An 11,318-nucleotide genomic window follows, 5' to 3' on the forward strand; every position below is an offset into this window, starting at 1 on the left:
CGCAAGAGCTGCCGATACAAGCAGCGATATGCGGGCGCGTTTTTCCATGCGCGATATATTAACCCATCGCTGGCGCGACGTAGACAGCCATCACGATCGCGAGGATCCACAGCAGGGCGAGCGCCTGCAAGACGCGGTCCTCGAGCGCGATCTCGTCCGGCGCCCCGCCGTTGCCGCTATCCACCTCTGCGGCGTAGCGCAGGATCGCGATGATGAACGGCACCATGGAAATCTGGTACCACAGGCCCTGGCCTTCCTCGACCCCGTCGCTAAGCGTGAAGCCCCACAGCGCGTACGACATGACCACGGCTGTCGCGGAGAGTGTCCACACAAAACGCAGGTACGTCTGCGTGTAGCCCTGCAGGGACTTGCGGATTTTCGCGCCCGTGCGCTCCGCCAGCAGCAGCTCGGCATAACGCTTACCGGACGCCATGAACAGCGAGCCAAATGCGGCGACCAGCAGGAACCACTGCGAGAGGTCGATTCCCGCCGCCACGCCACCGGCCATCGCGCGCAGCATGAAGCCCGACGAGACCAGCGCGATATCGATCACCGGGATGTGCTTCCAGCCGAAGCAGTAGCCGAGCTGCAGCAAGATGTACACCCCGACGACCGTGGCCAGCGCGCGCCCGTCCGTAGCCAAGAACGACAGGCCGATCGCGAGCGCGATGAGCACAACAGCCATGACGTACGCGAGGTTGATCGGCAGCATGCCCGAGGCGATCGGACGGAAGCGCTTCGTGGGGTGCTCACGGTCCGCGTCGACATCGCGCGCGTCGTTGACCAGGTAGATCGAGGACGCGCCGAAGCAGAACACGATGAACGCCAGCGCGATATCGATGAAGGTGCGCGACGTGAACGCGTCTGCGCCCGCGGCCAGCGGTGCCGCGAGCACCAGGACGTTTTTGACCCACTGCTTCGGCCGCAGGCCTTTGATCATCGCGTCCGGCAGGTTCTTCGGAGCCGTTTTCTTCCGGTTGTAATCGACGCCCTCGGTGTGGGGCTCGGACTTCAGAAACGGCTCGTCTACAGGCTGTGTCACGCTGTTCGCCTCTCAATGTTGATTGCGGCTCGTGCCACCCCGATACCGAGCAGCGCGCCGGCCAGGGTGTCCGTGGGGTAATGCACCCCCAGGACCATGCGGGAGGTCATCATAATTGGAATTCCGACGTACGGAAGTTTCGACCCGGTGATGTCGGCAAGATGAACCATCGCAGCGCTTGTCGACGTCGCGTGCGAGGACGGGAAACTCATCTTCGACGGAGTTCCCACACCGATTTTCACCCGCGGATCATCGGGCCGGTGCCGCCGGACAATGCGCTTGAGCACCACCGACGCCGCATGGGAGGTGAAGGCACCCGCGCCCATGGCGAGCCATTTGCGCTGCCTTTGCTTATCGACGGCCGCACCCGCCCCCGCGATCCCCATCCACCCCAGGGCATGCTCGCCAAAGTGGCTCATGCCGCGTGCGGCGGGGAGGACGCACGGGGCGTCGAAAAGCGTGCTCTGAATGCGCTCGAGGACTTCCGCTTCCTTGCTATCCCACGAGTTCTTATTGCTCATTGAAGATCTTCTCCCAGTTCTCGTGGCTGGTCAGCTGCGGTTTCGCCTCCCGGTACGCGTGGGTGAGCTCCGGCCACCGCTCCTTGATCTGCTTGTGCAGGGCGCGCGTTTCAGCCATCAGGTCATGCGCGAGCTGCTTGTCGCGCTTGCGGAACGCCACGCCCGTGCCGCCCGCCGTGGACACCGTCGCCGAATCCACGCGCGAGAGCGTGTACCAACGTGCTTCCTCAGCCGTGAGGTTGAGCTGCGGTGCCTCCCAATGCGCGCGGTCTTCGTCCTTGCGCATGTGCAGCAGCGACTTCACTGCCCACGGGAGTTTCTTGACTTTGGCCAACCGTCCGCCGAGCTTGTTCGTGGGCACGCCCGGCGCGCCCGTCGGCGCCGGCAGATCCGAAGCCGACTCGATGATCTGCGCGTCCGAGTAGTCTTTGCGCACCCCCTGGATGCGCGGCAAGGAGGTCTCGAGAATGTCGAAGAGCTGGTCCGGCCCCGCGAGGAAGTCCTTGATCGCCTCGATCTGGATCGCCATCGTCGAGTACTCCATGCACATGAAGTGCTTGTAGCTCGAGCGCAGCATGGACCTGAGCAGGCCGTTCGGCTCGCCGTCCAGGTACATCGACGCAACGATCAGGCGGTTGCGCATGTGGAAATACGCCTGCCAGTCAATCGCGTCGTCCTTATCCGCCCAGGCCATGTGCCAGATCGCGGCACCGGGCCAGGTGACCGTCGGAAAGCCTGCTTTTCCTGCGCGCAGCGAGTACTCCGTGTCGTCCCACTTGATGAACAGCGGCAGCGGCAGACCCATCTGCTCTGCGACCACGCGCGGGAAGAGGCACATCCACCAGCCGTTGAACTCGACGTCGATGCGCCGGTGCAGCGGGCGCGACGTGGTCTTGCGCGGGTCGAGGTCCTCTTCCTCCGTGCCCACGTAGCCGAGCGGGTACTTGGCGAAGTCGTGGTCGTACACCGCGTGCGGCGCCGCTCCCCACATGAAGTCCGCGCGCTTGACCTGCTCACCCGAGGTGCGCAGCTGGCTGCGATCCTGGAGGTTGAGCATCTGCCCGCCCACCAGGATCGGGCTCTTTGCATAGCGCGCCGCCTGCACCGCGCGCAGGATGGAATCCGGCTCAATGGCGATGTCGTCGTCCATGTACAGGATGAATGGCGCATCCGTCTGGTGCAGCGCCTCGTACATGATGCGGGAATAGCCGCCCGAGCCACCGAGATTGCCCTGGCTGAAGATCTTCAACCGGCCGCCGAGGTTCTCCTCCGCCTCCGCGAAGTCCGGCTCGTCCGCCGGGTGCTGGTTGCCCTGGTCCGGCATGAGCACATCCGTGATCGCGCCAAGCACCAGCGGATCTTCCGCCAGCGCATGCAGCGCGTTGACCGCGTCGCGCGGGCGGTTGAACGTCGGGATGCCCACCGCGACCTTCATTTCCGACGGTTCGATCGTCGTCCCATCCGGCAGCACCTGCGGATCCGGTTCCTGCGGCGAGCACCAGCCCGCATTCGCGATCGTCGCGTCCGACTCAGCGTTGATGTCGAACCACAGCCAACCGCCGTCCTCGAAATTGGCCAGCTTCAGCGGGATCTCCACCCGCTCGTCCTGCGCCTCCACGTTGGTCACCGCGATGCGCACACCGTCGTGCTTGGAGCGGTACACCGAGATCGTCGCCGCACCCTCGACATCCATGGCCAGCACCACCGTGTCCAGCTGCGACCAGCGACGCCAGTAGCTCGCCGGGAACGCGTTGAAGTACGTCTGGAACGAGACCTCCGCCCCTTCCGACACGGTCACCCGCGTCCGGTCGGGCCAGCTCGCCCTCTTCGTGTTCTGCTCGGACTCGATCAGGTAGAGCATCCGCACATCGTGCGGCTCACCCTTCCGGGGCAGCAGAATGCGTTGCAGGACATCCACGGCTTTCATCTCAGTCACGGACTCAACGTTAATAGCTGGGCCAGAAATGCACTCCCCCGGCGCGCGGGACCGAGACCGTAATAACGACTAAAACGGCTCTTCCGGTTTCGGAGTGCATAGCGGGGTGAAATAGAACACTGCGGGTTTAGCGGGTCACCCGCTGGATCTTGCAGCGCCTTGCTACTTTCATTCGCCGTAGGTTTGAGGCAAGCCGGTGACCAGCCGGGCATCTTGGAAATCTGGAAAAGGGGTCATCATGTTCAAAAAAGGGCTGGCGTGCGTGAGCGCCACGGTGCCCTGATGTTGGACTTCTCAGAACAATAGCCGAACGATGTAATCCGGGTGGGGGGGAGACGACTAACCACACAAACCCGCGCTAAAACAGCGAACATGTATTTAGGAGGATGGCATTGATGTGTAAACAGAAAAGCGCAGCCTACTGGTGGAGCGTTACTGTCGTTGTAGTTCTGTTCATCGCAACGCTTGTAATCAATTATCTAGCAGGACTAAGTGCTGATGAATCATACTTTGGAGCACATTGGTGGCATCGTCTGGCATGGATTACGCCACTGTTGTTCTTGGCTTCTTTGATTTGGGCCTGGTTCGAGCACAGGAAGGTGCATCGGTATCCGCATTGACCCATATTTAGTAGCGTCGGGCGTGAATGAGAGCGGCACAGACACCAGATCCACTTCTTCAAGCGCGATAGCTCGGATTCCGTCCCGGACAATCACTCCATTACTCACCGCTACAACTCGGTGAAGCCGCGCCCAAAGCGATAGGAGTGAGTCGACGTTGACTCGGCCTCCGATTCCGCGAGCGGGCCTGTCAATGGATGATACGAAAAAGCCCCGTGCCAGCTGGGCTGGGACGGGGCAGATTCGGATCGCTTTATGCGGCAACCAGGGATCCGGAGAAGTCACCGGTATCGAGGGTGCCGTCTGCGAAGCGCGAGAGCTTTTCAGCTGCATCGCGGCCGGCGAGCACGGGAACCCAATCGGTCACGTTCGCCCGCTGCAGGTGCTCGCTCAGGGTGTCGCGGAAGATCGTCTCGACGATGTGTCCGCCGAGCTCCTCATCGAACCGAGCGTGCAGGTCCTTGGAAATGTTGTTGATTGCGATCATGGCATCCTCCTTTCGTATTGCTGATTGCCATGAAATTGAAGGTGCGCCCGAGGGGAACCCCGGGGCAAGGTCTCGAGCCTTCGCCCGTTGTTAACCTGGCGTTAACTTTAGCAGATGGTTGGTGAGCAACAAGCATTGATAACCTTCAAACAAATAACCGTGCCCTATGCAGGCACAATAGCGTGAATAAAAATAGATCGAATGTTGCCGCGGAAGCTGTGTTCATAGGTCGTTCACTTAAGGGCTTCAAAATGAACGCTCCTGTTAACCTTATGGTCATTTTGCGGGGCTCATTACTCTATTTCGGCGTGCTAATCTCCCGGCTGTGCTTATCGACGACTCCCCTGCGACCCGCCGCGCCACCGAGGCCGCGGGCGCACCGGTTCACCGCATCGCAATCCCGCTGCTCTACACACTGATGGGTTTCGTGCTTCTCCGCTCGGCGTGCATGATCCCGCTGATCAATCCGGGCACGGACTTCACGCCGATCTGGACCGCGGCGAACAAGTATTGGGCGGGCGAGCCGGTGTTCAATTCGGATTACACCATCGATATGCCCCACTATCTCTACAGTCCGGCGGGCACCGTCCTGATCTCACCGGTGGCGTTGTTCCCCACTGAGTCCATGGCCCGAGCCGTAATGGCTTATTTGGGCGCGGCATCAATCATTGGTGCGATCGCATTGGCGTCGTGGATGGTTTCCCGCCGCTGGTTCCACATCGCGTTCCCGCTCACTGTGTCCTTCTTCTTCATCACCCCGGAGCCTGTCCAGTTCACGTTGGCACTGACCAATATCAACGGCTTCATGCTGCTGCTTGAGGTGCTGTTCGTGTGGCTTTCGTTGCGCCTGCGTGAAAAAGGTGTCGGGTGGAAGGGGCACTTCAACCGCCCGGAGGCGTGGGCCGCCGGCATCGTGGCCGGCATCGCGGTGTCGATCAAGCCGCAGTTCGGCGTCCTTTTCATCGTGTCGCTGGCGTTCGCACAAGTCGCCGTCGTCGCAGTGGCGGCACTGGTCTCCATCGTCACATTCGCGATCGGCTGGTTCACCATTGCCGAACCCGAGCTGTTTTTCACTAACCTCGTCCCCTACTTGAGCGAGCCTCGCCCCCGATTCAACGGTTCCATCGGCGGCCTCGCGATCGTGCACGGCTGGTCGGATGCGACGGTAATGGCACTGACGGTGTTGACGGTCGTGGGGACGCTGGCGGCCGTCGTCACGCTCTGGCGCTGGAAGGAAGTCGACCCGGTGATGTTCAGCTTCACGGCGATCGCTGTGTGCTTCGCCGGCGGCTTCATGGTCAGCGGGCTGATGCAGAACTACTACGCGATCTGGTTCATCCCGTTCGTGCTCACCGTGTGCCGCCCGCGCTCCCCCATGCATTGGCCGGTCACTGTCCTGGCGCTACTGTTCACCGTGGCCAACCCGCTCTGGCCCGCCACCGGCAACGCCACGATCGACGAAATGGTCACGCACATGCCGGGCTTCATGTTCATCGCGTTGCCGCTCATCGTCGCGGCGTGGGGCGCAGTCCAGATCCTCAAAGACCGCAGCGAACCAGAAGCGGTTGTTGAATCGGAGAGTTTGCGGCCCAACTAGTCGAGCACGGAGTCAGCATCAGCTGGGCTGTAGCACCACCCGCGGCAGCCTTGCTGCATTTCGACGATTGCCTGTCTCGCATCTCATGTGCGTGAATGCTTTTCGGCAACACAAGGAAGCTATCCACCGAGAATTAAGCGAAGGCCTTCGCGGAGGTCGCCGACGACACGATCTGCTTCCGACTCAGGAGCTCCCAGGTTGTCAATGGTCAAGCCATTCACCAACGCCGTGATTAGTCGCGCCTTCCGCTCGGCGTGGTCCACGTCGCCCAGCGCCTCTACGACCGAATGCTGGAAATCGCGAAGCACCTGGCCGTAAAGCTCAGCTATCCAGTCACGCGTTGCCGAAGCCGAACCGTAAGTGACCCAGATCGCCGCATCCTCGAGGCGCTCGCCACCGAGGGGGAGAAGTTCAGAAAGCCTCACAACCCAGGCCTCGAATTCATCGTTGGGCACTTGCGCCCCGACCACGCGGGCGTTTTGCCGCTGAATAGAGCGAATGAACGCGTGAGCCAGCAGGATCTCTTTATTCGGGGCGTGGTACTGCACGGATCCCGCAGCGAATCCGGACTCCTTAGCCACTTCGCGCACACTGACCGCGTCGAGGCCGCGTGACGCGATGATCCTGATGGTCGCATCCGCTACGGCAGCAGCCGATTCTGAGAACTGATGGTCCAGCGAAAAGTCATTCATGGTTGCACACAAGCCTAGCCTGTCGTACGTTCGTAAGAGTCCCTTACGAACGTACGATAAAGAAGGTTCCCGCCATGCAGTCCCTCCTTCCGCTCGTCGGTTTAGCTCTGCTCGACAGCTTGAGCATCGGCACGCTCGTCATCCCTCTGGCACTCATTCTCATGTGGCGAAACGTGCGCGTGCCCGCACTCGCCGCCTACCTGCTCACCGTCGCGGCGGTGTACTTCGCTCTCGGAGTCGCCATGCTCCTCGGCTTCACTGGCCTCGGCTCGTACGTAGAACGAATCACCGACACGCCCGTCTTCCCCTGGATCACCCTCGTACTGGGATCAATTCTCGCCATCTTCGGGATCTTCGCGCCCGACCCAGTCAAACCCGCCCCGGGCGAGCTACCGAAGCAGCTAAACAAGCCCATCCAAACCAGCCTGCCCAAGATGATCATCTTGGGGCTGGGAGCCTCGCTGACAGAAGCAGCGACAATGCTGCCTTATATCGCGGCGATGGGAATCATCAGCGACTGGGACACCCCGATGGCAGGACAGGTAGCAGCCATCGCCGCGTACTGCGGGGTCATGATCGCGCCGACCGTGATCTTGGCGGCGATCGCGCTCGTTGCGGGACAGAGATTCTTCCCTCGCCTTGAGAAGGCCATTCCCCGCCTTCAGTACGAGGCCAAGGTGACGCTCCTCTGGGTCGCGGCGATTGTCGGCATCTACATGGTCATCAACAGCGTGGGCGCTATCCGCTAACCCCTAGTGCCCACGCGGCTGATCGGTGTGCCGTCTGCACTCCCCCATACACTGGCCGGTCACCGTCCTGACACTGCTGTTCACCGTGGCCAACCCGCTGTGCCCAGCGACGGGCAACGCAATGCTCGACGAAATGGTCACGCACATGCCGGCATTAATGTTCATCGCGCTGCCGCTCATCGTCGCGGCGTGGGGTGCAGTGCAGATCTTCAAAGGCCATTGCGAGCCGGACACAGTTGTTGAATCGGAGGCCGCGGGCAGGCACGCGCTGGCATAAGCCTCGCGCCGGCAGAGCCAAATAGAAAAGATAGTAAGAGATAGTAAAGAGTGGGCATGCCTGCAATCGCGTGACGTTTTCTCCTTGGGCACCTCCGAAACGCAAAAAGCGCGATAACCGCTTAGACCTTTTCAAGGCAACAGCTGCGGCAGCTAAAGGCCACACTTGGGTTACCTCCCTTCTAAGCTGCGGTGCGCCGCGCGCCATTGCTACGGTCCCAGCGCCCCGATCGGGACCACCGTGACGCCATCGTTGCGTCGGATGGCCGGGCCACCAGAAGTGATGACCACCAACGCCGGATCGTCCTCTAGCTGGCCAGCGAACCGTTTGAGCGTGTCGGCGGCGTGATCGATTACCTCGGGACTGTAGCCGAGCTTCACCTCGACGAGCACGTCCCGACCGCCGACGTTCGCGACCGCGTCTACCTCTAGTTTCGTGTTCAGACGAGCGTGGTAGACCGTTCTGCCCGTGAGCGCTCTCAGTTCGTGAACTACGAGGGACTCAAAGAGTTGGCCGAAGTAGGCGGGATCGCGCAGCAGGTACTCCGGACCGCGGTCGAGTGCAGCCATGGCGAAGGAGGGGTCTGCGAGGTGGCGCTTTGGTGACTTCCGCAGCGTCGCCTTCGAGCGGAGGTGCGTGAACCACGCAGGCTGATCTACGGAGACGAAAATGCTCGCCAGTGCGCTGAGATAGTCCCTTGTCGTTTCACGCGAGGAATCGGAATCGGTCGCAATGGTTTGCAGCTCAAGCTCTGTGCCGACACCGCGGGCAAGCGAGCGGATCATCCGCCTCACACGCTCAGAGTCACGATTCACGCCGTCAGGAGCATGGATGTCTACGTCCGCGACAGTCTGTACGTAGTCTCGGACGTTCTCTAACGCGTCTTCGAGCGGTAGACCAACGTTGTACGGCAATCCGCCTCGGCACACACGTTCAGCGAGTTCAGGCAGCGTTAACGAGGGAGTGGAAAACGGCAGCGAATCACCAGCGACCACTGCGGCAAGAGAAACCGACCCGTCGGATTCCCCGGTCTCGAACAAGGTCATCGTCGACATAGTTATGCGGGCAAATCGGCCTGCGCCCGAGTGGCTCGTCGCGTCCGCCCCGGGTGCCGTCGAGCCGGTGAAGATAAATTGCCCCTTCGCCTGGCGCGTGCCGCGATCCATCAGACCAGGCTCTCACTACCGAGACAGTGGCCGCCCTCGGTCATCGAGCCCCCTCGCACGAAGGTAACGCCTGGTACGAATGCCAGTTCGGACGCCGAGGATCGAATTCACGACGAACAGGAGCGTGATCGCTGCGTACACCACCGGCTGCCAGGGATCTGCCGCGGCATCCCCCAGCGCTTGGACAATGAAGTAGCCCCCGACGAGCACGGCGGCCACTGCGATCGCCACGGATCCCCAGATCAGGGTTCCTGGCGACATGTCATTGTCGAGCGTGCGACCCTGTTCGTCTTCAGTCGGCCACGGCTGCGTCATCTTGTCCTCCTCCGCGCTCGTGAGCTGCTGAGCGCTCGCCCGTGATCGACGTTATCGGCGTCGTCCAGGGCCGTGAGGTCGTCGAGGCGCTCCTCGAGGTCGTCGTCTGTGTAGACCGCATCAACGACCTGGAGATCATGGTGCGTGTCCGGCTTGGCGTCCTGATCGTCGATCTCGGCGAAGGGAGCGCGCTGTTCATTGAGTGCCGCGCGAAATCCCAAAGAAGCGGTTGCAGCTGCCATTCATCGATTAGGCGCGGCGTCGCGCCCTCTAACAACAGCCGCGGGTCCGTATCCATGGCAAGTGAGACACTGGGATCCGTCTCCACGTTGAGGAAACTCGCAGCTTGCCGCTTCGCCGTCTCTGTCTTCCCGCAACCTTTCGGCCCCTGAATCAGCACCCCGCCCTGCCGACGGAGCGCTCGCTCCAATTCTCCATCCGCAAGACGCGGTAGATACTCGCCAGCCATGGATCCATATCGTAGCAGCTAGTAGAACCAGGTTGGCGTTTTGAAAAAGGATTGCTTGGCGTTTTGAAAACGGTTTGCTTGGCGTTTGGGAAATTGGCTTAGGGTGAACCGTCGATTAGCAAAAATGCTCTAGCGCTAGTGCCCGCGCGGCTGATCGATGGGCTTGCCGTCTTCGAAGTAGGTGCGGACGTGGTTGTCGAAGACGGACAGGGCAGCACCGATCGCCATGTGCATGTCCAGGTACTGGTAGGTGCCAAGACGGCCACCGAACAGGACCTTGTTGTCGCGGGATTCGGCGGCGGCGAGACGTCGATAAGCTTCTAGCTTCGAGCGGTCCTCGGGCGTGTTGATCGGGTAGTAGACCTCGTCGTCGTCCTCGGCGAAGCGGGAGTACTCCTTGACGATGACGGTCTTGTCGTCGCCGTAGTCGCGCTCCGGGTGGAAGTGGCGGAACTCGTGGATGCGGGTGTACGGGACGTCCGCGTCGTTGTAATTCATCACCGGGGTGCCCTGGAAATCGCCGGTGTCGAGGACCTCCTGCTCGAAGTCGAGGGTGCGCCAGCCGAGGCGGCCTTCGGAGTAGTCGAAGTAGCGGTCGAGCGGGCCGGTGTAGACGACCGGGGCATCGGGGCTCTCGGCGCGCAGCTCGTCGCGGACGTCGAACCAGTCGGTCTCGAGCTTGACGTCGATGAGGTCGGAATCGGCCATCTTCTCCAGCCACGCGGCGTAGCCGTCAACGGGCAGACCCTCATACTTGTCGTTGAAGTAGCGGTTGTTGAAGGTGTAGCGCACCGGGAGGCGGGAGATGATCTCCGGCGGCAGGTCGGTCGGGTCCGTCTGCCACTGCTTGGCGGTGTAGTGCTTGACGAATGCCTCGTAGAGCGGCTTGCCGATCAAAGCGATGCCGCGCTCTTCCAGGTTTGTGGCCTCGGCCGGGTCCTTGCCCTCGCGCTGCTCTTCGATGAGCGCCTTAGCCTCGTCGGGGCTGTAGTAGCGGCCGAAGAACTGGTTGATCAGGCCCAGCCCCATCGGGAACTGGTATGCCGTGCCATCGTGCATGGCGAACACGCGGTGCTGGTAGTCGGTGAAATCGGTGAAGCGATTGACGTACTCCCACACGCGGTCATTCGAGGTGTGGAAGAGGTGGGCGCCGTATTTGTGCACCTCAATGCCGGTTTCGGGTTCAGCTTCAGAGTAGGCGTTGCCGCCGATGTGGGCACGCTTTTCGACGACAAGAACACGCTTGCCCAATTCGCTCGCTGCTCGCTCGGCAATGGTGAGGCCGAAGAACCCGGATCCGACGACGATGAGGTCATAAGTCATAGGCCCAAGGCTAGCGGGGCGCGGTCGGTGGTGGATGGCGCACACGCGACACGCCATGAAATCACATTAACCACAGTTGTCACATTCGTCGCTTAGGATCTAGATTAGTCACAGCTGTCACTAT

The 11,318-nt window shown here is 61.4% G+C and carries 12 protein-coding genes; 4 read left to right on the forward strand and 8 right to left on the reverse strand.

The window, feature by feature from the left end; all coding sequences use genetic code 11:
* Nucleotides 1-58 precede the first annotated feature (58 nt).
* From M3G19_RS07420 to M3G19_RS07435, 4 genes are all read right to left on the reverse strand, one after another.
* The gene (locus M3G19_RS07420) at nt 59-1,042 is read right to left on the reverse strand and encodes a decaprenyl-phosphate phosphoribosyltransferase (RefSeq protein ID WP_259901975.1); all 984 of its coding nucleotides are present in this window, start codon (nt 1,040-1,042) and stop codon (nt 59-61) included.
* A complete protein-coding gene (locus M3G19_RS07425) occupies nt 1,039-1,563 on the reverse strand; it encodes a phosphatase PAP2 family protein (RefSeq protein WP_259901976.1) in 525 nt (174 codons plus the stop codon). Before M3G19_RS07425 ends, M3G19_RS07420 begins: the two co-directional genes overlap by 4 nt.
* Entirely contained in the window at nt 1,553-3,490 is a 1,938-nt protein-coding gene (locus tag M3G19_RS07430) for a glycosyltransferase (protein WP_311198343.1), read from the reverse strand. The genes M3G19_RS07425 and M3G19_RS07430 overlap by 11 nt, the downstream gene beginning before the upstream one ends.
* Nucleotides 3,491-4,372: 882 nt before the next feature.
* Complete coding sequence (locus tag M3G19_RS07435) at nt 4,373-4,606, reverse strand: three-helix bundle dimerization domain-containing protein (protein ID WP_259901978.1); 234 nt, start codon at nt 4,604-4,606, stop codon at nt 4,373-4,375.
* A 325-nt stretch (nt 4,607-4,931) separates the two neighbouring features.
* On the opposite strand from M3G19_RS07435, the gene M3G19_RS07440 reads away from it, so the two are divergent.
* Nucleotides 4,932-6,203: a glycosyltransferase family 87 protein gene (locus M3G19_RS07440; RefSeq protein WP_259901979.1), complete on the forward strand. Its 1,272-nt coding sequence runs from the start codon at nt 4,932-4,934 to the stop codon at nt 6,201-6,203.
* Between the two features lie 119 nt (nt 6,204-6,322).
* On the opposite strand, the gene M3G19_RS07445 is transcribed toward M3G19_RS07440, so the two are convergent.
* Complete coding sequence (locus M3G19_RS07445) at nt 6,323-6,895, reverse strand: TetR/AcrR family transcriptional regulator (RefSeq protein WP_259901980.1); 573 nt, start codon at nt 6,893-6,895, stop codon at nt 6,323-6,325.
* Nucleotides 6,896-6,969: 74 nt separating this feature from the next.
* Between M3G19_RS07445 and M3G19_RS07450 the strand changes: the two genes are divergently transcribed.
* Both M3G19_RS07450 and M3G19_RS07455 read left to right on the forward strand, forming a co-directional pair.
* On the forward strand, nt 6,970-7,644 hold the full coding sequence (locus M3G19_RS07450) for a GAP family protein (protein ID WP_259901981.1): 675 nt from the start codon (nt 6,970-6,972) through the stop codon (nt 7,642-7,644).
* An 85-nt stretch (nt 7,645-7,729) separates the two neighbouring features.
* Entirely contained in the window at nt 7,730-7,921 is a 192-nt protein-coding gene (locus M3G19_RS07455; protein WP_259901982.1) for a hypothetical protein, read from the forward strand.
* A gap of 209 nt (nt 7,922-8,130) precedes the next feature.
* On the opposite strand, the gene M3G19_RS07460 is transcribed toward M3G19_RS07455, so the two are convergent.
* On the reverse strand, nt 8,131-9,087 hold the full coding sequence (locus M3G19_RS07460) for an ATP-binding protein (protein ID WP_259901983.1): 957 nt from the start codon (nt 9,085-9,087) through the stop codon (nt 8,131-8,133).
* Between the two features lie 15 nt (nt 9,088-9,102).
* Nucleotides 9,103-9,402 carry a hypothetical protein gene (locus M3G19_RS07465; protein WP_259901984.1) on the reverse strand — a complete coding sequence of 100 codons (300 nt, stop codon included), beginning with the start codon at nt 9,400-9,402 and terminating at the stop codon, nt 9,103-9,105.
* A gap of 41 nt (nt 9,403-9,443) precedes the next feature.
* On the opposite strand from M3G19_RS07465, the gene M3G19_RS07470 reads away from it, so the two are divergent.
* Nucleotides 9,444-9,794, forward strand: coding sequence for a hypothetical protein (locus M3G19_RS07470; RefSeq protein ID WP_259901985.1), 351 nt, complete (start codon nt 9,444-9,446; stop codon nt 9,792-9,794).
* A gap of 212 nt (nt 9,795-10,006) precedes the next feature.
* Here the strand turns inward: M3G19_RS07470 and glf are convergent, their stop codons facing one another.
* Nucleotides 10,007-11,194 carry a UDP-galactopyranose mutase gene (gene glf / locus M3G19_RS07475; protein ID WP_259901986.1) on the reverse strand — a complete coding sequence of 396 codons (1,188 nt, stop codon included), beginning with the start codon at nt 11,192-11,194 and terminating at the stop codon, nt 10,007-10,009.
* Between the last annotated feature and the right edge of the window lie 124 nt (nt 11,195-11,318).

The organism is Corynebacterium sp. p3-SID1194, assembly GCF_025144155.1.
GTDB lineage: Bacteria > Actinomycetota > Actinomycetes > Mycobacteriales > Mycobacteriaceae > Corynebacterium.

Excerpts from the sequence above, each read along its gene's own strand:
- M3G19_RS07460 (WP_259901983.1), bottom strand. The coding sequence starts at position 9,087 with ATGGATCGCGGCACGCGCCAGGCGAAGGGGCAATTTATCTTCACCGGC.
- M3G19_RS07430 (WP_311198343.1), bottom strand. The coding sequence starts at position 3,490 with ATGAAAGCCGTGGATGTCCTGCAACGCATTCTGCTGCCCCGGAAGGGT.
- M3G19_RS07425 (WP_259901976.1), bottom strand. The coding sequence starts at position 1,563 with ATGAGCAATAAGAACTCGTGGGATAGCAAGGAAGCGGAAGTCCTCGAG.
- M3G19_RS07465 (WP_259901984.1), bottom strand. The coding sequence starts at position 9,402 with ATGACGCAGCCGTGGCCGACTGAAGACGAACAGGGTCGCACGCTCGAC.
- M3G19_RS07435 (WP_259901978.1), bottom strand. The coding sequence starts at position 4,606 with ATGATCGCAATCAACAACATTTCCAAGGACCTGCACGCTCGGTTCGAT.
- M3G19_RS07450 (WP_259901981.1), top strand. The coding sequence starts at position 6,970 with ATGCAGTCCCTCCTTCCGCTCGTCGGTTTAGCTCTGCTCGACAGCTTG.
- M3G19_RS07445 (WP_259901980.1), bottom strand. The coding sequence starts at position 6,895 with ATGAATGACTTTTCGCTGGACCATCAGTTCTCAGAATCGGCTGCTGCC.
- glf (WP_259901986.1), bottom strand. The coding sequence starts at position 11,194 with ATGACTTATGACCTCATCGTCGTCGGATCCGGGTTCTTCGGCCTCACC.